Annotated in this window: 17 protein-coding genes, 1 tRNA gene and 1 pseudogene; 4 read left to right on the plus strand and 15 right to left on the minus strand. The window is 38.4% G+C overall.

Features of this window, described 5'->3' with window-relative positions:
• Window positions 1-44: 44 nt before the first annotated feature.
• A complete protein-coding gene (locus tag E6H07_10860; GenBank protein ID TMI66368.1) occupies window positions 45-1,448 on the plus strand; it encodes an MBL fold metallo-hydrolase in 1,404 nt (467 codons plus the stop codon).
• A gap of 4 nt (window positions 1,449-1,452) precedes the next feature.
• On the opposite strand, the pseudogene E6H07_10865 reads toward E6H07_10860, so the two are convergent.
• Window positions 1,453-1,724 (minus strand): annotated as a pseudogene (locus E6H07_10865) (DUF4242 domain-containing protein).
• Between the two features lie 151 nt (window positions 1,725-1,875).
• Between E6H07_10865 and E6H07_10870 the strand changes: the two are divergent.
• The 3 genes from E6H07_10870 (at window position 1,876) to E6H07_10880 (ending at window position 3,494) form a co-directional block, all read left to right on the plus strand.
• Window positions 1,876-2,448 carry a DUF4136 domain-containing protein gene (locus tag E6H07_10870; protein TMI66369.1) on the plus strand — a complete coding sequence of 191 codons (573 nt, stop codon included), beginning with the start codon at window positions 1,876-1,878 and terminating at the stop codon, window positions 2,446-2,448.
• 154 nt (window positions 2,449-2,602) lie between these two features.
• Window positions 2,603-2,677: transfer RNA gene (locus E6H07_10875), tRNA-Glu, on the plus strand.
• Between the two features lie 421 nt (window positions 2,678-3,098).
• Complete coding sequence (locus E6H07_10880) at window positions 3,099-3,494, plus strand: hypothetical protein (GenBank protein ID TMI66370.1); 396 nt, start codon at window positions 3,099-3,101, stop codon at window positions 3,492-3,494.
• Between the two features lie 207 nt (window positions 3,495-3,701).
• On the opposite strand, the gene E6H07_10885 is transcribed toward E6H07_10880, so the two are convergent.
• The 14 genes from E6H07_10885 to E6H07_10950 form a co-directional block, all read right to left on the minus strand.
• A complete protein-coding gene (locus tag E6H07_10885) occupies window positions 3,702-5,144 on the minus strand; it encodes a glycoside hydrolase (GenBank protein TMI66371.1) in 1,443 nt (480 codons plus the stop codon).
• Between the two features lie 50 nt (window positions 5,145-5,194).
• Window positions 5,195-5,956 (minus strand): acetylxylan esterase, encoded by a 762-nt coding sequence (locus E6H07_10890; GenBank protein ID TMI66372.1) that lies wholly within the window; start codon window positions 5,954-5,956, stop codon window positions 5,195-5,197.
• A 111-nt stretch (window positions 5,957-6,067) separates the two neighbouring features.
• A complete protein-coding gene (locus tag E6H07_10895; GenBank protein TMI66373.1) occupies window positions 6,068-6,403 on the minus strand; it encodes a hypothetical protein in 336 nt (111 codons plus the stop codon).
• Between the two features lie 120 nt (window positions 6,404-6,523).
• On the minus strand, window positions 6,524-7,597 hold the full coding sequence (locus tag E6H07_10900) for an SMP-30/gluconolactonase/LRE family protein (GenBank protein ID TMI66374.1): 1,074 nt from the start codon (window positions 7,595-7,597) through the stop codon (window positions 6,524-6,526).
• Window positions 7,598-7,893: 296 nt separating this feature from the next.
• Window positions 7,894-9,564 carry a glycoside hydrolase family 43 protein gene (locus E6H07_10905; protein TMI66375.1) on the minus strand — a complete coding sequence of 557 codons (1,671 nt, stop codon included), beginning with the start codon at window positions 9,562-9,564 and terminating at the stop codon, window positions 7,894-7,896.
• A 51-nt stretch (window positions 9,565-9,615) separates the two neighbouring features.
• Window positions 9,616-10,962 (minus strand): carbohydrate-binding protein, encoded by a 1,347-nt coding sequence (locus tag E6H07_10910; GenBank protein ID TMI66376.1) that lies wholly within the window; start codon window positions 10,960-10,962, stop codon window positions 9,616-9,618.
• A gap of 29 nt (window positions 10,963-10,991) precedes the next feature.
• Window positions 10,992-12,581 (minus strand): glycosyl hydrolase 43 family protein, encoded by a 1,590-nt coding sequence (locus E6H07_10915; GenBank protein ID TMI66377.1) that lies wholly within the window; start codon window positions 12,579-12,581, stop codon window positions 10,992-10,994.
• Window position 12,582: 1 nt separating this feature from the next.
• Window positions 12,583-15,078 carry a glycoside hydrolase family 95 protein gene (locus E6H07_10920; GenBank protein TMI66378.1) on the minus strand — a complete coding sequence of 832 codons (2,496 nt, stop codon included), beginning with the start codon at window positions 15,076-15,078 and terminating at the stop codon, window positions 12,583-12,585.
• Entirely contained in the window at window positions 15,078-16,070 is a 993-nt protein-coding gene (locus E6H07_10925; protein ID TMI66379.1) for a glycoside hydrolase, read from the minus strand. The genes E6H07_10920 and E6H07_10925 overlap by 1 nt, the downstream gene beginning before the upstream one ends.
• A 32-nt stretch (window positions 16,071-16,102) precedes the next feature.
• Window positions 16,103-16,786, minus strand: coding sequence for a DUF1080 domain-containing protein (locus tag E6H07_10930; GenBank protein TMI66380.1), 684 nt, complete (start codon window positions 16,784-16,786; stop codon window positions 16,103-16,105).
• A gap of 40 nt (window positions 16,787-16,826) precedes the next feature.
• The gene (locus E6H07_10935; protein ID TMI66381.1) at window positions 16,827-17,660 is read right to left on the minus strand and encodes a 2-hydroxyhepta-2,4-diene-1,7-dioate isomerase; all 834 of its coding nucleotides are present in this window, start codon (window positions 17,658-17,660) and stop codon (window positions 16,827-16,829) included.
• Window positions 17,661-17,683: 23 nt separating this feature from the next.
• Window positions 17,684-18,553, minus strand: coding sequence for an esterase family protein (locus E6H07_10940; protein ID TMI66382.1), 870 nt, complete (start codon window positions 18,551-18,553; stop codon window positions 17,684-17,686).
• Window positions 18,554-18,625: 72 nt separating this feature from the next.
• A complete protein-coding gene (locus tag E6H07_10945; GenBank protein ID TMI66383.1) occupies window positions 18,626-20,359 on the minus strand; it encodes a dihydroxy-acid dehydratase in 1,734 nt (577 codons plus the stop codon).
• Between the two features lie 23 nt (window positions 20,360-20,382).
• On the minus strand, window positions 20,383-21,972 hold the full coding sequence (locus E6H07_10950) for an aldehyde dehydrogenase (NADP(+)) (protein TMI66384.1): 1,590 nt from the start codon (window positions 21,970-21,972) through the stop codon (window positions 20,383-20,385).
• Between the last annotated feature and the right edge of the window lie 96 nt (window positions 21,973-22,068).

A 22,068-nucleotide genomic window follows, 5' to 3' on the forward strand; every position in this document is an offset into this window, starting at 1 on the left:
GATATAAAACAGCATTAACAATTACATTAACCGAAACATCAAATATGAAAATTGCATTTCACGGGGCGGCAAGAACCGTAACAGGCTCGAAACATCTTATCACTTTAAAGAACGGCAAAAAGATCTTGCTTGATTGTGGCATGTTCCAGGGTATGGGCAAAGAAACGGATATGCTCAATCGTGATTTTGGTTTTGAGCCGGCTGAAGTGGATGTAATGATATTGTCTCATGCACATATTGATCATAGCGGTCTTATACCCAAACTGGTCAAAGATGGGTTTAAAGGAAATATTTTCTGTACACCAGCTACCAAAGATCTAACCGAAGTTTTGTTAGAAGACTCTGCCGGAATTCAGGAAGATGAGATCAAATACCAGAATAAACGAAGAGCTTCTGAAGGATTGCCTTACCTGAAACCTTTATATACTTCGGAAGATGCAAAACAAGCCAACTCACATTTTGTCGCAAAGGAATATGGCCAGTGGTTTGATGTGATTGAAGATGTGCAGGCTTTATTTACCGATGCGGGCCATATTATCGGCAGTGCATGTGTGCATGTAAAAATTAAAGAGAATGGAAAAGATACCGCTATCACATTTAGCGGTGATGTGGGCCGCTATAGGGATGTGATCTTAAAATCCCCGGAAGATTTTCCACAGGCAGATTATATCATTTGTGAATCAACTTATGGTAACAGCCTGCATGATGTAAACACCACTACACCTGACCTGATACTGCGTTGGATCGAAAAAGCCTGTGTACACAAAAAAGGTAAATTGATCATGCCGGCATTTAGTGTGGGTCGTACGCAGGAAATATTGTTTGCACTCAATCAACTTGAGTTGGAAAATAGATTGCCGGAACTGGATTATTATGTGGATAGTCCATTAAGTGTAGAAGCAACTGAAATTGTCAAACGTTATCCTGATTATTTTAATAAAACAATTCAAACGATACTAAAAAGCGATAGTGACCCATTCGGCTTCAAAGGACTTAAGTTTATTAAAACAGTTGAGCAATCCAAATTGCTGAATTTTCAGAATGGCCCCTTTGTAATTATTTCTGCCAGCGGAATGGCTGATGCAGGCAGGGTAAAACATCATGTCAGTAATAATATTGAGAGCAGTCATAATACGATTTTATTGACTGGGTATTGCGAACCCCATTCAGTGGGTGGACAATTAATGAATGGCGATAAGGAAATAAAAATTTTTGGAGTAGATCACCAGGTTAATGCCGAGATCGGTTCCATTCGCAGCATGAGTGCCCATGGCGATTACGAAGATCTAAGCCAGTGGCTTGCCTGCCAGGATAAGAAAAGAGTAAAACGGACTTTCCTTGTACACGGTGAATATGAAGTGCAGCAAGAGTTCAAACAGCGATTAATTAAAAAAGGATTCGTTGATGTTGAGATCCCCGAAAGGCATTATGAGATCGGGCTTACCTGATTTTCTACTTTGCAGTTGTAGGATCTATTATTGCAAAAACTTTTGCAACCGAATTAACCGGAAAGCCTCCTTGCTTTGCCTGTTCCCTTACCATTTCTTCGTTCTGTGCATTATAAATGCAATAAATTTTATCAATGGTCACATAACTATGTACCCATTGTATTTGCGGGCCCATTTTATTCAATACGCCGCATGAAGTCTGCGAAATGGCATGCAACTGCTCATGTGTCATTTTTCTGCTCCCGGTATCTCCCTTTCAAGTGCAAATTTTGGCATACAATTTTTTTTAAATGTTAAAAAAATTGGGACGGAAATCTTTTTAAGGAAATCTGAAACTTATTTTCTGAAAGCTAATTTTTTTTCACATCTCTTTAATAAACGCGGCAATGAATTTGTCGTTTATATATAGAATAAAAAAATGAAATAAATGAAAAAACAAATCATGTCGTGGAGCGGAGTACTTGGTGTTGTCTTACTGCTGAGCAGTTGTGCCTCTACGACTCATATTGAAAAAGACGACACTGTAAATTTTTCTAAATACAACACATTTGCGTGGGCTGGTAAAGACGAAGATGCCAGTGCCAGTGAATTGCTGGAAAAAAACATTCATACTGCCGTTCACCAGGAGCTGACCAAAGCAGGATGGAGGGAAGTAAAAAGCAGGCCGGATCTTTTGATCGATTATGATATACTGGTTGAGAAATCGGTGAAAGAATTAAGTAACCCTGTTTATTCACAACCTTATAGCCGATTGATCTATAACCCTTATACCCGGAGGTATGCTTCTGTTTATTATCCTTCACAATTTTTAGGATATGACAGGGAACAAAAGGCGGTAAGAGAAGGCACTGTTACCATTACATTGATCGATTCAAAAACGGATAAAACCGTTTGGCAGGGATGGACAACAGATGAGGTAAACAGCAGAAACCTGACATCAAAAGAGGTTCAAAACCTTATAAAATCAATCTTTAAAAAAGCTGATTTGGCCAAAAACTAATACCATATAGGACGGATTAGGATGGAAATACCCCCGCCGGTTCGGGGGTATTTTATTTTAATAAAGTTTGGTTGAAAAGGGTCGCAGACCTATCTTTGCCGTCCCTAAAAACGGAGTATTTTAACGGTTTTTACCGCGAAAATTCTCAAAAGACGGCCCGTTCGTCTAAGGGCTAGGACACCACCCTTTCACGGTGGTGATACGAGTTCGAATCTCGTACGGGCTACAAGAATTCTTTCAATAAGATTCGTTTCCCCACAGTATGCTAATATTGTGGGGATTTTTTTTGCAGTTAGTTTCACTACAACTCAGTTTTCGTCGCTTTTTGGTTCACCCATGCTTCACCAAAAGGTGTTGCTTCACCAAAAATTTAAAAGCAATGAAAGCTGCAATCATTTTTTATCCGAATGAATTAAAAAGAATCTTAAAACAGAACTGATTCCGATCATCATAACATTTCGTCACAATTACATGAATTACTTCACCTTCAATTTGAAGATTATCTTCACCCATAAGTACAGTGACATTCAGAATTTCTTTTCGGTATTGATGAAATAAATTTATCTTCTTTGTTAAATGTTAAAAGATGATTGCACACAGCAGGGGTGCTGCAAAATCTCACTATCTTCCTTATGCTTAAACTTATCTATATGAGGTCTTTACCAATTGCTTTGCTTATTACCATTTTTTCCTTTGTGGTAAGTTGTAAAAAAGATGTGGCAGGGAGTTTTAAAGGAAGCTATACAGGAATATTACAGGAGCAGGATTTAGCAGGGGCATTGCAAAGTGAGACGTATCCCACTCAGGTAACAATACAAGCTAAGTCCCGTGATTCGATTGTACTGACTGTAAAAGCGGGATTTACTACTTTTTTTACACACAACCTGCCGGTTAACAACAACTCAGAGTTCGGCTATACGTCTTCTTCAGGCGGTAGCAACTATTCATACGAAGGAAGAATAAAAGGAGATTCGCTTGTTTATCTCTATGTGCAAGATCAAGCATCTATGCCATTGCGTTATCTTTTTAAAGGAACCAGGAATTAAGAGAGATTTCCATCTATGACTGTAGAGATTCTAAATTATCTCAATATCATTAATCGATGTGATTATTAAATATTCTTCATTTTAGTAGTGTTTCCCAAGCTATCCATAGTATTCATTAACTTATTACGGAAAAGCTGACCTGTGATACATGCTCAAAACAGCGTTTTCTTTATATGTAGACCTATACTTACGAAGGCATAGCGATATTTAGTGAGCCTTAAAGTTCCATTTAGAATTGTCACTATTCATATCAAACATTGCAAGTGTGGGATTGCTATCCCCTGAAGACACTAACACTAATTGCTTTTTTGCATCAGGAATTACTTTGGGCATAATACGGTATGTTCCATCAGTCAGCTGATCTATCCGCCATAATTGTTCCGGTGCACCGGTAAATGCCGGTACTGTTATCACTTCAGCATTTGCAGTAGCTGCTAATGCCCGTTCTGTTCCTGCTATTACTATTTTATAGTACGGCCCGCCTAAATAACCAGTCGTATCAGGTGCATCTGTAATCGCCCATTTCTGATGAGGACGGAACATGTAATCACCTATTCTTGCATTAATATTTCCTGTTGGCCAGGTTTTAATTACATCTGCTAATTCTTGAGCTGGAACGGGTTTTATTGGTTCATTGTTGGGCTGGCCAAATCCACGAGGTCCACCAGCCATTCTTGTAAAATCCACTGCCAGCTCCAAAGCATATCCTCTTCTTACGGATTCAATTTCATAGGTACCTTCTTTAAACTTCTCTCCGGCAACAGGCCATCCATCTTTCCAAAGCAGTGGAAGAATGCCCAATACGCTACGACCTCCCTGTTCTAAATCTGCTTCATAATGAATGGATATTTTTTCAACTCCTTTCTCAAGGATCATGTGTCCAAAATGCCCGGGGCCTATCAATCCGCCACGTGTAACAGCAACCATTTTACCCCCGCCTTCCAACATGGTTCTTCCCACGTTATCGATGTATGGGCCCAAAATATTTTTTGAACGTCCAACTACTACATTGTAAGTAGAGTTAGCACCATCGCAACAGCTACCATGAGTTGCAAGCAAATAATACCAGCCTTCACGATATACTAATACTGAAGCTTCACAAACAATGGCTATATCAACCGGTTTATTGCCTTGTACTCGTTTGCCTGTTTTCGGATCCAGTTCCACAATGCGGATGAATCCAAAATAGGTACCGTATGTCAACCAAAGGCGTCCAGTAACAGGATCTAACATAAGACCGGGATCGATGGCATCATTTTCTTCATAACCGTCAGATGTAGCTACTACAATTGGCTCCGAATATTTAAAATCAGGAGACTTTGGATCCAATGTTTTATTCCACATAGTAAAGATGGCACCTTTGTGTGAGCCTCCGCCACCAGTTGCTCCATACACAACAAGATAGCGGTTACCAATCTTCATCGCATCAGGTGCAGCTCCACCTCCCGGCCTTACTCCACCGCCATACCATGTCCAACCGTCTTCGGATATTAATCCACCACCGCCTGTGCCAAACGTGTAATATTTTCCTTCACATTCAACGATGGTTGATGGATCATGTATAAATGGTTTTCCTACCTGTGCTATTAATGTTTGTGTTATCAATATTGCTAACAAGGCAGTCAGGCCGGTTATTTTCATTCTTTTCATAATAAATTTCGATTTCAAAATAATTGATACTTTAAACAGACTAACAAATTTTATTCGTAACTAATACTGAAGTTTTTTACTGGCAATCCTTTTTCATCTACAAAACGAACACAGAAATTACACATACCTGGTCCATTAATTACTGCGCCACGAATAATATTCTTTCCCTTTCTCAGTGTTACAAGCGAAGAAGTTCCATTATCCACTATCATATCTCTGTCACCGGATAGCATCAATGCTTCTTCGCCATTCAGCCACCACATGCTTCCGGAATTACAACCTGCAGCTAGTCTAACATTTTTGATTTCTTCCGGGCAATTGATGACGGTGACTAACCAGAAGAGTACACCGTATGGCGGTTTGTTGATTGCATAAGTAAAATGGTATAAATTAAAGTTGTAGGTCTTACTGTCCAGCGCATACCATTTTAATTCCTGATCTCCTACTTTTACTTGTTCGCCATTTTTGGGAACTATAGTGTAATTGGCAGAAAAATTATCAGCGGAAAAATTTGTCCTGAGATAGTTGTCGGTGAATATGTTATTTCTCGCAATAGTTTTTTTTACGGGTTCCAGCACCAACCAACGTTGAATAAACCCCTTGCTGTCGGGTGTCTTTTTGCTGCCTGCCGCCGGTATAAAATATCTAGTCAGCGTATGTGTCGTATCGCCGCTGATCGGTATTGGAGGCAGGTTTGGTCTTTGTGGTTGTGTCGGAGGATTCTGTCCGAAGGCTGTAAAACTACAAAGCTGTAGTCCCGATAAAACGACAAAAGCCATAGCAGGCAAAAGGGATTTAAATTTTCTGTTCATAGCAGATATCTTTTGTAAAGATTTTTGTTCTTAAATAGAATGGCTGAAAAAATAATAATATCCCAGAATGTTTGTTCAACACCTGGGATATTAATTTATAAATAATAGTTGTTACTTAACTCTTGTAAGTTTCATTTCTCCTCTTTCATTCTTTACCAATATTTCATTTTCACTTATCAGTTCTGCAGTACTGGATACTTTAGTATCGTTAAAGGAAATACTGTAAGAAAATTTTTTCCCCTCAATTTTTCCATCCTCTAATTTAGATTCACCAAATTGAGTTTTCCAAACACCAGTAACTACATTGCCTTCCACCTTAAAAGTGTAATTGACTTCAAAAGTGCCGTTCGGTGTTTCACGGGAGCCTTTCCAGTTGCCATCAATAGGGTTTTGTGCAAAAGCTGTAAAACCTACTAAGAGGAGTAATAAACTAAAAATGTATTTCATATAGCATGTTTTTAATGTGATTGAATTTATTAAATTAATCGGAATTCTGTCAAAATTATTAACAACATTCCGATAATTCTGTATTGCAGATTTTTTTTGCGCTAACAATTTATCAGAAATTTAAAATCGTTCTACACCTTTAACATTCATCTTTACAGAAGTGACCCTATCAGGGCTTGTCATAAATAATATTTTGTTGTTTGTTCCTGCAAAAACATTGTTGGTACCGCCGCCACCAGGAATTGTTAATACTTTATTTCCATCTTTATCATAAGCGTTTAATCCAGGGCCACCGCTAACATAAATATTTCCATTTTCATCCAGTGACATACCATCGCAGAAGTTCAGATTATTAACAAGCGTCTGCATGTTGGAGAGTGTGCCATCAGAATTGATATTAAAGACCTTGATTTGCCCAGTACCATTATAGGTCCAATTGTTTACATACAGTTTTTTACCATCAGGAGTTCCAGTGATACCGTTTGGCCATATATCAGCATTCCATCCGGCCATTGTAGTAACCCTGACAAGTGTGTTAGCACCCGGCGCTAAATAATATACATGGCCGCCTTTACCGGTTGCAGCTTGTTCAGAGTGTGTTGGCTCCCAATTTTGTTTGCGGGGATCAGATGCATCCCAATAATCTCTCGGGAATATAGGATCAGTAATATAGATGCCTCCATTTTTCGGATTGATCCATACATCATTAGGGCCATTTAATAATTTGCCATTGTAATTATTTACCAATACAGTATGACTAGCATCAGGAGCTATCTTCCAAAGTTCTCCATGCATGTCAGCGCAAGCAATAAGATAACCATCTTTATCAATAGCCATTCCATTAGAGCGGCCAGTACCAGTTAAGAATGTTGTGATTTGCCCGGTTGATGCTGTCCACTTATAAATTTTATCATTGGGCTGATCAGTAAAAAATACATTTCCATCTTTATCGACAGCAGGTCCTTCTGTAAACCCAAATCCTTTTTGAATTGTGTCTAACACTCCGTGCTGGCTTGCTGAAATTAGACCACCTGGATCAAAAAAAGTACTACCTGAAACATTCGAACCAGCAGATACTTTTCCAGTTACTAATTCATTAGAATTAGTGTCTTCGGAACGAAGCATGCTTTTTTTACAGGAAAAAAGCCCCACGGCACATAACATTGCCAGGGAAAAAATCATTTTCTTTTTCATACTAGCAAACAATTTTAAGTTTAAAATAAAATGAGTAACAATTGCACAATTGTGCAGAATTCTGCATCAATAGGAAAACTATTTAAGTTTAGAAGTAAAAACTACCAATAGATACCGGCGAAGAATTTTGAACAACAGTATGGTTTTTTGCTCATCTGTCTTCAAGGAGTAATAACTAATGTTAGTCCTGCACAGACAATCTTAATTAAACAGTCGTCACAATAATTACCAGAAATGGTTTCATTGCGAGCTTTATTTTAATCCATCTTTGTAATCTGGAATCAATGACTGGCTGTTTATTTTTTTATCCCGTCATCATTGCCTTTATATTCAAACCAATCGTAGGTTGCAACAGATGTTGTGGGCTCGCCATCAGATGTACCATAGAGAGCAAACAAACTTCCCACAAATCCTCCTGCTTTTTTTGTGCTAAGAAATGAAGCATCCACTCCATCTTTCAATAGTTTCCACTTATTCTTCTTATCAGCAAAATAAAATGCATAAGTTGCTGCATTCGATTCAATTTTCAAGTACAATGATTTTGCTGAAGTGAGTGGCTGGGATGCTAATAGTTCTCCATTTTTATTTCCTCTTGATGGAGATTTATATAATTGAACAACAGGTTTGCCATTCTCAATAGATTTACATAAAAAATAGTAATTGTTTTCGCTCTGGAAGATCATTAAACCAGCTTTTTCTTTTTCAGAGGCAGCCGTAAAATCAATACTCGTTGCTGCATATCCTTTTAAATTATGCTGTCGTGATCCAAGGAAGGAAGGACTTTTTCTTTCGGATGCAGTTTGAGGACGAAGTGACAATTGAAAAAAACCACTCTTTGCAGTTAAGCTATACGCATCCATTTCAGGATTTCTAAGGAACAGATAGCGATCCTCAAATTTCTTGTTGTTGAAATCATCTTTAAAAGTTACGTTACCACCAAAGGGATTATTTACTTTTTTAGTTAATGCAGGTAATGGTACCGGCAATGTGTAAGGTACTTCCTCGTTTCCTTCTAATATATGCGGCCATCCATCTTTCCATTCAACGGGTAAGAGAAATGTTTCTCTTCCTGTATTGTATATATCATCTCCGTAAGGACGACAAGCAAGGAATACCGCAAACCATTTACCATCGGGTGTTTCTACAAAGTCGGCATGACCAGTTGTGGTAACCGGATTTTGTCGTTGTTTGTCAAGGTGACGTTGAGTAAGTATCGGATTCTTTTCATAAGGAATATAAGGGCCATCAACAGCTTTGCTCCTGAAAACAACTTCTGAATGATTATACCCTGTACCACCTTCTGCACAAATAAGATAATACCAGGCATCTTTCTTAAAAATATGTGGCGCCTCTATCCATATTGGTTTTTTAGACAAATCAGTACCGCCATTCACCAGCAATTTTTCTTGTCCTACTACTTTCATGGTGTTGATATCAAATTCATACATACGAATGGTACGGTGACCGTTGTATAATGGCTTGTTATCAGGTGCATCATTATTGTACACTACATAAGCTCTGTCATCTACGAAATCAATGGAAGGATCTATACCTCTTACTTCTGGCAACCAGATAGGATTACTCCATGGTCCTTTAGGATCTTTGGCGGTAATAATAAAATTACCTTTCTTATCAATTAAGGTGCATAGTATATAGAAAGTGCCTTTATTGTAGCGGATGGTAGGCGCAAATAAACCTCTTGACACTCCTGCATTCGTTTGATCTAGTTGTTCCTGTCTATCCATAGCATTACCGATCTGTTTCCAGTTAACCAGATCGGTGCTATGAAAAATAGGTAGCCCTGGGAAATATGCAAAAGTAGAAGTGGTGATATAGTAATCATTACTCACCCTGCATATACTTGGATCAGAATAGAATCCTGCCAGTATTGGGTTGTTAAATGTTTGTGCTTTTGTTCCCAATAGCAAAACAGAGAATAAAAAAAATAGAAAAAATTTCTTCATCATAATAGTTAAATTAATAGTTTTAATATTTTTAGAGTTACTCAATAACATGTTTTAATTAAACTGTATCCAGTCAACCGCAACCTCTTTATCTTTTAGTACAATAAAAATATTTTGAACTCCCTTAGGTGATTTAACGACAGAAGTTTTTGTTTGCTTAAATTCTGTGCTCTTCGGTAGTGTAACTTTTGCAACGATAGGACCATTAATACTACTGGTATGTATTTCCAATATTCCACCTGTTTCAGACATTGCATTTATCGATACTGTTTTCAATGGTTTCGTTCCCAAATCAACAGCATTGTATTGTGTCCATGCATTTACTTTATTGAATATTGTTTTCCAGCCCATGAATCTGTTAGCAGTATCAATAAATTCAATGGAAGTGCCTTCATTGCTGATTGCTGAATAACGATCAATTTGAATTTCTTTATTTGCGTTTGTAACTCCTACACCTCTTAATGTTGGGATTACTTTTTTAATAGTGCCATCGGAATTAAAAAATAAACTATCGGCTCTTATTGATCGGGCTTTATCAAAACGTGGGGAATAATCTTTATTATGATAAAATAAATACCATTGCTTTTTGAATTGTATAATAGAATGATGATTCGTCCAGCATCCGGAAGCAGATTCATCCATGATAACACCAGTAAATTTGAAAGGACCTAGGGGGTTGTCACCAATAGCATATTCCAATCGTTCTGTTTTATTTTCTACATGTGGATAAGTGAGGTAATAAATTCCGTTTCTTTCAAATAAATAAGGTCCTTCCTTTAATCCTTTAGTTGGCAGTTCGCCTAAAGTCTTTACTTCCGAATCAAGTTCCAGCATATTGGCTTTCAGTTTTGCACCATAAATATTTCCGGCAGACCAGTATAGATAAGCCTGCCCGTCCTTATCTATAAATACATTAGGGTCGATACCACGAACTCCTTTAATAGGCGTCGCTTCCGGAATAAATGGTCCTTCAGGCTTATCTGCTACAGCCACGCCTATGGTAAACCCTCTGCCATAAGTAATCGTGTCTTTGGGTGAAGTGGGAAAATAGAAATAATACTTCCCGTTTCGTTCAATACAATCAGGTGCCCACATACTATAACTATCTGGTTTTACCCATGGCACTTTGTTTTGGGTAACGATCATACCATGATCTGTCCAGTCAGAAAGATTGGCAGAAGAGAATACATGATAATCTTCCATGCAAAACCAGCCTACCCGACCTTTGCCTTCTGTAGCAAGGATGTCATGGGAGGGATATACATAAACCCTGTCTCCAAATACTCTTGCTGACGGATCAGCGCTGAACTGGTTTCTTATAATAGGATTTTGTGCTTCTGCATTCATGGCGAATAGAACAACAAATACAGCAGACAGATATTGGGGCAACTTTTTTTTCATATACAAATGATTTTATTATCTGATATTTTTTATTGATCTTTTTTGGATGCTGAAATCGTTTCTGTGATCCTGAAATAATCAAAATCAGCAAAGCCTCCGACATTCTTTGTTGCATAATTAAACAATGCAAAGCGGTAACCAATGAACTGCGGAATAGTATATGCCATTTTTAATGGTGTCCCCAATGCTATCCAGTTGTTTCCATCTAAGCTGTAAAAGAAATTAGCCGTATCTTTTTTATTGGCGAAATCACATTCTGCTTTCAGGTAAATTATTTTTTGATTAAGTGGTATAGAGGCAACTTCTTCCGGCTTACCTGTGCTTGCGTTAATCATCACAATTGTCTTTTTATCTCCAATTACTTTTACAGCAGCCAATCCATAATTTTTTTGCAATAAACCAAGTCCTGCAAAATCGCCATCTTTCATATTAGATACGTCCAACGAAGTAGAGCCATTGCACAATGGTCCGATGGTACGCTGAGTTAACGAATTTCTGGCATACAAAAACGAAGTATCAAGCCTCCCTGTTTTTAAACGAAGAAAGCCTTTTCGTTCATTCAACGACCATAAGTTATTATCGGGGTTATGATTCCATTGCCAAGCTAACGGCAATGGAGCTTCTTTTTTCTTACGGATAAATTCATCCGATGCAACAATACCTGGTATCAAACTTTTATTTGCAGCCAGATCAAGTGTTTCCGGCACTTTACCATTTGCACCTAACACTGGCCAGCCATCTTCCCACTTAACTGGTACTAAATAAGGAATGCGGCCTACAGATCCAAAATCCCTGAACAGATAGGCATACCAATTCCCGTTGGGCATATCAATTAATCCACCTTGTGCTACACCCAAGTCCTGAAAACCAAGTTTCCCTTCCCAAGGCCCGGTAATTTTATCTGCACGGTGAATGACAACTGTTCGCATGCCACCACGGGGCCATGTGATATTGAATAAATAATATTTGCCAGTAATTTTAAAAAGCTGGGATCCTTCTGCCTGAAGATTAATGTTTGTGCCTGCAGGTGCACTTGCATTTTCAATAATAATTTGCTCTGTTGTACCCGGTTTTATTTTGGTAACGTCTTCGTTTAATTCAACTAACTTAAGTTTGCCTACACCATAGATTAAATAAACACGACCATCATCGTCAAAGAACAAAGAATGATCATGATAGGATGGTGCAAACGAAACTTCTTTCCAAGGCCCCTTTTCAATATTTCTTGTTGTATATATATGCGTTTTACCGGAAGTTTGGGCAAACGTACTAACATAGTAAATGCCTTTATGATAGCGTATGCAACTTGCCCACGAACCTCTGCCATAAGTACTTTTGCCATTGGTAAGATTCATTGCATCATTAGTAACCAATGTATCGTAAGCATAGCTAACCAGTTTCCAGTTTACTAAATCGGTTGACTTCATAATGGGTACACCAGGACTCATGTGCATAGTAGTGCTACTCATGTAATAGGTATTACCTACACGGATCATAGACATATCGGGCACATCCGCAAAAATCACCGGATTTATCGCTGTCTGTTTTTCCTGGCTATAAAGAAGGCTAACAAAAAGAATAGCAATAATAGTTGTGAATCCTGTAATATTTTTTTTCATTTTATTTAATTACAAATGTGTACGCTTTCCCTGCTGATGTTGGTGCATCATACAAAAATGTTTGTTTCAAATCGTTTGTTGATATGGATGCAAGTGATGAAATAATTGGATCAGGCGTCGCTGTTACCTGGTAAAATGGATTTGTATTACTACCTGAAGCATTTTTCAAAATACCATTGATCAATTTAACAGTATTCGGTGTTCTTAATCTAAGATTACCACCAAGGTTTGATTTTATTACCAGTTTTATTATTTTGGAATCTTTCCATTCCATATCTACAATTTCAAAGCCTCCTCTTGCCCGTATTCCTTTAATACTTCCTGATGGCCACGCATCGGGAAGTGCGGGAAGTAAATGAATGTCGCCATCAGCACTTTGTATCAGCATTTCTGTAATACCCGAAGTGCAACCAAAATTTCCGTCAATTTGAAAAGGCGGATGTGCATCAAAAAGATTATTATATGTGCCGCCACCACCATCATATCTTGTACCGGTCGTATTTACAGGTGAAAGCTGGTTTCTTATTAATTTGTATGCATGATTACCATCCAGCAGTCTTGCCCACCAATTTACTTTCCATCCCATACTCCAGCCTGTTGATACATCACCACGATGAATGAGTGTGGTTTTAGCTGCACTATATAATTGCGGTGTGCGATAGGGAGATATTTGATTAGAAGGAAACAAACCATAGAGATGAGAAATATGGCGATGATTGTCTTTTGGATCGTCAATATCATCCAGCCATTCCTGCAATTGACCATACTGGCCAATATGCATTGGAGCCAAACGACTACGAACTTGCTTTAGTGTATCGATAAACGCCGCATCTTTTTTTAAAATTTCTGCTGCTTGTATAGTAGTGCTGAATATCTCAAAAAGAATTTGGTTGGTCATGGTTACACCCGCATCAAGAGCAGAACTTTGGTGGGCTTTTGGTGTATTTTCCGGAGACTCATCGGGACTAATCACCAGCCAATGATATTTGGGATGCTCCACTAAATAATCAACATAAAAAGTTGCTGCACCTTTTAGTACCGGATAAATTGAAGTAAGGAAATTTTTATCTCCGCAATATAAATAATGTTCCCAAAGATGTTGGCTCATCCATCCGCCAGAGGCATTAAACAAACCCCAATTAGCACCATCAATAGCACCTGTAGCACGCCAAATATCGGTATTGTGATGCGCTACCCAACCTCTTGCCCCATACATATCTTTTGCAGTTTGTTGTCCTGCCACGTACATGTCCTTTACCATTTGAATAAAGGGTTCATGTAGTTCTGCAAGATTTGTTTTTTCAGCAGGCCAGTAATTCATTTCAGCGTTGATGTTAATGGTGTACTTGCTATCCCATGGTGGATTGATCTTGTCATTCCATATTCCCTGCAGATTGGCCGCTTGCCCACCTGGTTGGGATGAAGAAATTAATAAGTATCGGCCGAATTGGTAGTACAGTGTTACAAATGAAGGATCGTTGGCTGAATTAAAATTTTTCAACCGTTCATCTGTAGGAAGATTGGCTGCGTCAGTTATTCCCAAATCCAATTTTACACGATTAAAATATTTTTGATAAGCAGCAATGTGAGCAGGTAAAATTGCAGCAAAAGATTTGGGATAAGCTTTATTCAAATAATCAGCAGCTCTTTTATTTTCATCGCCACTGATGTCGTGATAATTATTAAAATTGGTGGCAATCGAAATATAGATTGTTACTGCATCAGCACTTTTAATGGTGAGAGATGTATCATTTGCATTTAAACTTCCTCCTTCCAATTTCATTCGTACAATACCTTTATAATTCACCATGCCTTTTACAGTCTCATGATCAGAAGTAGTTCCGAAAATCGTTAACTCTTTCGTTGGCGTTGTTTTAATAGTTGCTCTTTTTTGAAGCGTTGTAAAAAAAGCTGTAAAAGAAATACTGCCTGGCTTACTGGCAGTTAATCGCATGACAACAACCCGATCAGGAAAAGAAGCTAAAGCTTCCCTTGTGTAGGTAACATCACCAACAGTATAAGAAGTTTTTGTTACAGCTCTCTCAATATCTAACTCCCTAGAGTAATTCGAAAAATTATCATGTCCGTCAAATGCAAGTTGCAGGCTCCCTACAGGTTCAAACTTTTGTCCATGAGATTTTTTAGTGATGATTGAATTATTGACAACCCTTTCTGCTTCTTTTCTTTTTCCGTCATAGATGAGCTGCCTGATCAATGCAAGAGAATCCAACGCCAAAGGATTATCATTGCGATTCGGACTTCCACTCCAAACAGTATGTTCATTTAACTGGATTGTTTCTTTTTCCACGTTTCCATAAATCATAGCACCTAATCTTCCATTGCCAATGGGCAATGCGTTTTCCCAAATCTTTCCTGATGGTTTGTTATACCACAGTTTTAATGTTGTATTATTTTGCGCATGAGTAACTGTTGCTGATAAAGCAACTGAAAGCAATAGTGTAAATAAGTGCCTGGCTGCTTTTAATTTTACTTTCATTACCCTTTATTTTTTTTCTTTTTCTTATCTGCAGCGACCGGCTCAACACCCGTAGTTGTTTGAATAATTTTTTGAATGGTACCATCGGGATTGTAATACATATAATCTATACAAATAGAACGACGGTAGCTGCCACCGGTTGGTAAAGTGCCATTATGATAAAAAAAATACGACTTGCCTTTATAATCAACTATTCCCGGATGCGTGGTAAAACTATTAGGCACATTTTCTTGTATGATACCTTTATATTCCCATGGCCCTATTGGGCTTGTTGCCATACAATATTCAATCATTTCAGGTTTTGTGCCAGCACTTGCATAAACGAGGTAATACCAATTTTTACGTTTGTACACCCATGGGCCTTCGATGTAATGAAGTGGTTTGAATGTTGTAATAGGGCCATCCAGTTCAATCATGTTTTTTTTCAGCTTTACCCATTTGCAACTACCATTGCCCCAGAATAAATAAGCCTGTCCATCATCGTCAATAAAAACGGTTGGGTCAATATCATCCCAGCCATATTTCATGTCAGTGGTCATTTCATTTATAGTAAGTGCCTTACCTATTGCATCAACAAAAGGACCGGTTGGTCTGTCAGAAACTGCTACACCTATGGCAGCTCCGCCACCACTGATACTATCTTTTTTATGAAAGGTTGACACAAACCAGTAGAACTTTCCGTTTCTTTCAATACACTGTGCCGCATATGCATCACCTGTAGCCCAGGAAAAAGTATGCGGCGAAAGCAGTGCGCCATAGTCTTTCCAGTTTACCATATCGGTAGAAGAAAATACATGCCAGTCAGGCATTTTGTAATTAGGTGCTGTTACAGAAGCGGTATCATGCCCCGTGTATAAAAAAACAGTATCATGATATACGATTGGTGCAGGGTCTGCAGTAAATATGTCTTTAATAATTGGGTTTTGCGCTGTTGTTACATTTATTATAAAACAACTTAATGCTGCAACTACAAGTGAGGGTTTGAATTTCATTTTTTGTTATTTTAATTACGCCGTCGCTTTTTCTACAGTTCCCGGATATATAAAGACCTTACGTCTACTACAGTCGTGCTATGATAATGACAAAGCTGAAAGCCGATATTGCCTTCCAGAAATCCTGCGTCGTGTACAATGTCAATTGTTTTTACACCGTTTAGCCAGGCTTGTATATGATGCCCTTTCGCAATGATATAGTAGTGGTTCCAATCGTTTTGGTGTACCAATTTATTTACAAGCGAATCAGGAAATTTTTGCACCATCTCGCCCCGGCGTTCTTCCCAAAGTGATCCCCAATAACCTTTACCCATATCAACCTGGTAGCCTGGTGCATTATCCCAATTGGTAGGATTGATGCGAATACAAACTCCTGAATTTGCATTTGAATCACCCACCATTCTAATCATTACATTTAATTCAAAATCTTTGTATTTCTTTTTTGTATAACTGTAGTGATGTTCCTTTTCTTTTCCCATTGTGCCATGAAAACTACTGTCTGTAAACTGCCAATAGTTGTTTTCAAAATTCCATTCTGAATCTGATTTCAGCATGTTTATCCAACCTTTTCCCCGGGGTTTATTGTTATGCAATTTTCCGGCTTTTGGCATGTTTTGCTGCAATGCCATATCAACCTGTGCCTCCGATTTAAAACAGGATAACAAAAGAAACAATAAAATAGAAGTTAGCTGGAAGCTTATTTTTTGATTTAACATGCTTGTAATTTTTTCTTCTGATGATTATTAATTACATTTCTTAAGCAACTACGTTTACTAACCTTCCGATATTGTCAATAGTGATCTTAATTTCATCACCAGATTGCAAAGTAAAATCACTGCCGGGAACGATACCCGTACCTGTCATTATCAAACAGCCATCAGGGAATGAACATTCACGAAATACATAACTCACAAGTTCCTGTGGTGTACGTTTCATTTGACTGATAGCAATCTTATCACTAAACACAGTAGTATAGTTCCTGATGATTTCAAGTTGAATCATTGTATTGCTATCCAGTGGCTGTTCGGTTATATAAATGCAAGGCCCAATGGCTGCACAGGCATCATAAGTTTTTGCCTGTGGCAGATAAAGAGGATTTTCTCCTTCAATACTTCTGCTGCTCATATCATTGCCAATTGTGTAGCCAATTATTTTTCCAGATGAAGTAACTACCAGTGTTAGTTCCGGTTCAGGTACATCCCAGGTAGAATCTTTTCGTATATTGACCTTCTTACCTGGTCCTACTATGCGGTTCGGTGTTGCTTTAAAAAAAACTTCCGGTCTTTCAGCTTCATACACTTTTGCATAAAAATCTGCACCGCCTGATAATTTTGATTCTTCCTGGCGTCCAACTTTACTGCGCAGGTAAGTAACGCCACATGCCCACAATTCCTGCTTTCCAACAGGTGCTAATATTGTTGAATCAGTAATAGATTCTTTTTTAGTGCCGTACCCGGATGATAATAAAGCAGTAATTGTTTTAAAAAGATTATCATCATTTATGAAATTATCCCAGTCCTGAAGTTGAGCTTCAAAGAAGCCTTCATTAGTTTCAATAATAACTCCGTTTTTCGTTTTGTATAGTTTCACTTTTTATTGTTTTAGGTCTTTGATTACTGTATTGTTATATCACTCCAAAGCCACATCAAAGATTCGGGTAAAATACTTCCTCCATGCTTGCCACTATGTGTACCATTGCCTTTTACAAATTTTACATCATAGCTTTTATATTTAAGAGCAGCTTCCATTTCGAGATTAGCCAGCCACCAGTTGCCATGTTCATTGTCTAAATCGTTTGTTCCATCCTGCATAAGTATTTTTATATCCCTTTTATTATTCTTCCTGATAATGGATGGATAGTTATTGCCTCCACGGATATTTGTATAACTACCAATCTGGCTTAGTACTTTGCTAAAAAAATCCGGATGTTCCCAGGCTGCGGTAAATGCACAAATGGCACCGCTTGAAAGTCCACCGATGCCGTGCATAGATGCTTTATCGCTTATGTTATATTTCTTTTTGACTTCAGGAATGATCTCACTAATAAGCATAGTAACATATTTATCGTCCATTACATCATACTCATTTACACGGTTACTTACACGAAACCTGTTTTCAGGATAATCTTTATTAGCGTTGCCCGGATTTATAAATAAACAAATAGTAACAGGCAGTTTTTTTTGATGAATTAAATTGTCATATACAATGCATACCCGCTGATCACCACTGTCATTTACATACGCATGGCCATCCTGAAAAATCATGAGGGCTGAAGGTTTAGCAGCATCATATTGTGCCGGCACATAAACATAGTATTCTCTGAAATTATTATACAACTTACTTTCCCATTCATACTTAGTGATGCTACCCTTGGGTACACCAGGTTGCCGCTGAGAATCGGGACCTAATTTATAAAGTGAATCCTGAGAAAAGCAGGCAGTAATAAACAGTAGTAATAATAAGACAGCTAAATATTTTTTCATGTTGCTTTTATTTTACAGGCCATTACAGCCAGTATAATAAGCGGGCACTACATTCTTTAATAAAAAACAATTTTAATGCAAATCCCTTGTTACTACATCCCCGGAACCGCCTTGTAAAATATCAAGATCTGCACCAAGGTGTGCCTGCTGCACATGGTTAATATATATTTTTACATAGCCTCTTGCAGTCATTGGAGGTGGTGGTACCCATGCTGCTCTTCTTTTTTGTAATTCTTCTTCGCTGATGTCAAGATGCAGTTTTCTTTTCTCCACATCCAGTTCAATCATATCACCATTTTTCACCAATGCTAATGTACCGCCGATAGCAGATTCGGGAGACACATGAAGAACTACTGTGCCTGCAGCAGTACCACTCATTCTTCCATCAGATATTCGTATCATATCTCTTACTCCTTTGCGCAATAATTTTTCCGGCAAATCCACATTGCCCACTTCCGGCATTCCGGGATAACCAACAGGCCCTACTGTTTTTAAAACGATCACACATGTTTCATCAATATCAAGATTGGGGTCATCAATCCGGGCATGATAATCCTCCATCGTTTCAAATACAACTGCACGGCCCCGGTGTTTCATTAATTTTTTTGATGCCGCCGATGGTTTAATGATGGCGCCGTCCACACATAAATTCCCTTTTAGCACTGCAATACCGGCATTCTGTTGTAATGGTTGCTCAACGGAAGCAATTACCTTCCTGTTATAACATACCGGGTTACTATAATTTTCACCAACGGTTTTTCCATTTACTGTAATCACCTCATTATGCAGATATTTCTTCATCTCATTTATTACTACAGGTAAACCACCAGCGTAATAAAAATCTTCCATTAAAAACTCACCTGATGGTTTCAGATTGACCAGCAAAGGAATTTTACTACCAATAGTATCAAAATCTTCCAGTTTCAATTCTACGCCAATTCTTCCTGCGATAGCTTGTAAGTGAATCAAAAAGTTAGTGGAACCTCCAACTGCCGCATTTATAACAATTGAATTTTCGAATGCTTTTCGGGTAAGAATTTTTGATAGTTTCAAATCTTCTTTTACCATTTCTACAATTCTTCTTCCACTTAACTGTGCCATTACTTTTTTTCTTGCATCAACTGCTGGTATTGTAGCTGCACCAGGTAATGTTAATCCTAATGCTTCTACCATGCAGGCCATGGTTGAAGCCGTTCCCATGCTCATACAATGACCCTGGCTTCTGGCGGTTCCTATTTCAGCTTCTAAAATATCTTCTGCTGTATAATTTTCATTCAGCTTTTTTTCTTTAACCATCCAGTTAAAAGAACCGGAGCCTAAGCATTCTCCTTTAAACCTACCATTGAGCATTGGCCCGCCCGGAACAACAATGGTGGGTAGATCAACACTGCATGCACCCATTACGGTACTCGGTGTTGTTTTATCACAACCGGTAAGCAATACCACACCATCTAAAGGATTGGCACGGATGCTTTCTTCAGTATCCATACTTGCAAGATTCCTGAACAGCATTGTGGTAGGTTTCATTATTGTTTCACCCAATGAAGTAACAGGAAACTCTAATGGGAAACCACCTGCTTCTATTACACCTCTTTTTACAATTTCTGCAAAATCACGAAGATGTCCGTTGCATGGGGTCAATTCGCTCCAGGTATTACAAATACCAATCACAGGACGGCCACGAAAATAATCATCAGGGTATCCCTGGTTACGCAACCATGAACGATGCACAAAACCCATCTTATCATCTTTGCCAAACCAATCGTGGCTCCTTAATTTTTTTTCATCTGATGGTAATTTTTTCATTTAATACTTTCATTTTGCATAAACTAAATAATGTCTTTATTTGACCTTTCGCCATTAATTAACCGGTAAATACTTAGTGTGTTTTTATCTTTTAATTCTGGAGGCAATAGAGATTGAGGCATGTTTTGATAACAGACAGGTCTTATAAAACGATAAATGGCCGCTGTGCCTACAGAGGTTGTTTTACTGTCAGAAGTAGAGGGAAAAGGACCGCCATGTACCATTGCACTGCATACTTCCACACCGGTGGGAAATCCATTAATAACAAGTCTGCCTACTTTTTGTTCAAGAATATCTATCAGATCTTTGTATTCAATAAGCTCCGCATCTGTACCATGAACGGTTGCGGTAAGATGGCCGGAAAGATTTTTTGCAATATCCATCATTTCGTTTTTCGAATTAGTGGTAACCGCAATACTTGCAGGACCAAAAATTTCTTCACTTAATAGCGGACTCTTGCTGAATGTTTCACTGTTTGCAGACAACAGTACAGGAGTTGCAAAATTTTCACCATTGTTCGTGGTACTATTGCCGGCTGCTAACTGCTCCACACCGGAAATACCAAGGTGCTCGCTAACTCCTTGTTTATATGAATTGAAAATTGGCGGGCCCAGCATTACTCCTCCGGTTGTTTTTTCGAACTCCTGCTTTAATGTGGATCTAAAATCATTGCCATCATTCTTTGGATAAAAAAGTATTCCCGGATTTGTACAAAATTGACCTACGCCTAATGTTACCGATCCGGAATAAGCTGCAGCAATGGCTGCACCTCTTTCTTTCATGGCTTGTGGTAAAATAAAAACAGGATTACTGCTTCCCATTTCTGCATAAACAGGTATGGGCACCGGTCTGCTTACAGCAGCATCATATAATGCTTTACCACCTTTATATGAGCCGGTAAATCCAACTGCTTTTACCTGCGGATGTTTTACCAGTTGCATTCCTGTTTTGGTACCATCACCAAACAATACTGAAAAAACACCGTCGGGCATACCGGTTTTGCGGGCTGCCGTTTGTATCGCTTTACCCACCATCGCAGATGTGGCCGGATGTGAGCTATGTGCTTTTACAATTACCGGGCACCCAGCAGCAAGTGCAGAAGCCGTATCACCACCGGCAACTGAAAATGCCAATGGAAAATTGCTGGCGCCAAAAACTACTACCGGGCCAAGGGCTATAAACATAAACCGCAGATCAGGCTTTGGTACGGGTGCTCGGCCGGGTATAGCCGTTTCGATCCTTGCATCTACCCAGGAACCTTCTTTTACCAATGCAGCAAACATTTTTAACTGGTTAACTGTTCTGCCTCTTTCACCTTCAATTCTCGATTTTGGTAAACCTGTTTCGCTGCAGCAAATAGTAACCAGCTCATCACCGGTATTCATAATTTCTTCAGCAATTGTTTCTAAGAACAATGCCTTTTCGGCACCGCTTTTTTTATAGTAATGCTGAAAAGCCTGTGCTGCTTTTTCAGCTGCCAGGTTAACTTCTTCGAGAGTTGCTTTATGAAATTGGTATTCGTTATTACTTTGTTTTATGGGGTTATAAGAATAAAAGGTTTCATCTCCGTCACCAGAATTATCAAAACCGATAATTTGCTGTTCTTGTTTCATGTATTTTCTTTCTTATTATTAGATGGAAATATTTATTATACCAGTTTAAAAAAGACCTGATGTAGATACAAAAGGTCTTATTGCTTATGAAAAACT

It is taken from the genome of Bacteroidota bacterium (genome assembly GCA_005882315.1).
Taxonomy (GTDB): Bacteria; Bacteroidota; Bacteroidia; order Chitinophagales; family Chitinophagaceae; genus VBAR01.

Coding starts and splice junctions, on each gene's coding strand:
- E6H07_10885 (TMI66371.1), bottom strand. CDS start 5,144: ATGAAAAGAATGAAAATAACCGGCCTGACTGCCTTGTTAGCAATATTG.
- E6H07_10860 (TMI66368.1), top strand. CDS start 45: ATGAAAATTGCATTTCACGGGGCGGCAAGAACCGTAACAGGCTCGAAA.
- E6H07_10940 (TMI66382.1), bottom strand. CDS start 18,553: ATGAAAAAATATTTAGCTGTCTTATTATTACTACTGTTTATTACTGCC.
- E6H07_10920 (TMI66378.1), bottom strand. CDS start 15,078: ATGAAAGTAAAATTAAAAGCAGCCAGGCACTTATTTACACTATTGCTT.
- E6H07_10880 (TMI66370.1), top strand. CDS start 3,099: ATGAGGTCTTTACCAATTGCTTTGCTTATTACCATTTTTTCCTTTGTG.
- E6H07_10900 (TMI66374.1), bottom strand. CDS start 7,597: ATGAAAAAGAAAATGATTTTTTCCCTGGCAATGTTATGTGCCGTGGGG.
- E6H07_10905 (TMI66375.1), bottom strand. CDS start 9,564: ATGATGAAGAAATTTTTTCTATTTTTTTTATTCTCTGTTTTGCTATTG.
- E6H07_10930 (TMI66380.1), bottom strand. CDS start 16,786: ATGTTAAATCAAAAAATAAGCTTCCAGCTAACTTCTATTTTATTGTTT.
- E6H07_10895 (TMI66373.1), bottom strand. CDS start 6,403: ATGAAATACATTTTTAGTTTATTACTCCTCTTAGTAGGTTTTACAGCT.
- E6H07_10910 (TMI66376.1), bottom strand. CDS start 10,962: ATGAAAAAAAAGTTGCCCCAATATCTGTCTGCTGTATTTGTTGTTCTA.
- E6H07_10870 (TMI66369.1), top strand. CDS start 1,876: ATGAAAAAACAAATCATGTCGTGGAGCGGAGTACTTGGTGTTGTCTTA.
- E6H07_10945 (TMI66383.1), bottom strand. CDS start 20,359: ATGAAAAAATTACCATCAGATGAAAAAAAATTAAGGAGCCACGATTGG.
- E6H07_10915 (TMI66377.1), bottom strand. CDS start 12,581: ATGAAAAAAAATATTACAGGATTCACAACTATTATTGCTATTCTTTTT.
- E6H07_10925 (TMI66379.1), bottom strand. CDS start 16,070: ATGAAATTCAAACCCTCACTTGTAGTTGCAGCATTAAGTTGTTTTATA.
- E6H07_10950 (TMI66384.1), bottom strand. CDS start 21,972: ATGAAACAAGAACAGCAAATTATCGGTTTTGATAATTCTGGTGACGGA.
- E6H07_10890 (TMI66372.1), bottom strand. CDS start 5,956: ATGAACAGAAAATTTAAATCCCTTTTGCCTGCTATGGCTTTTGTCGTT.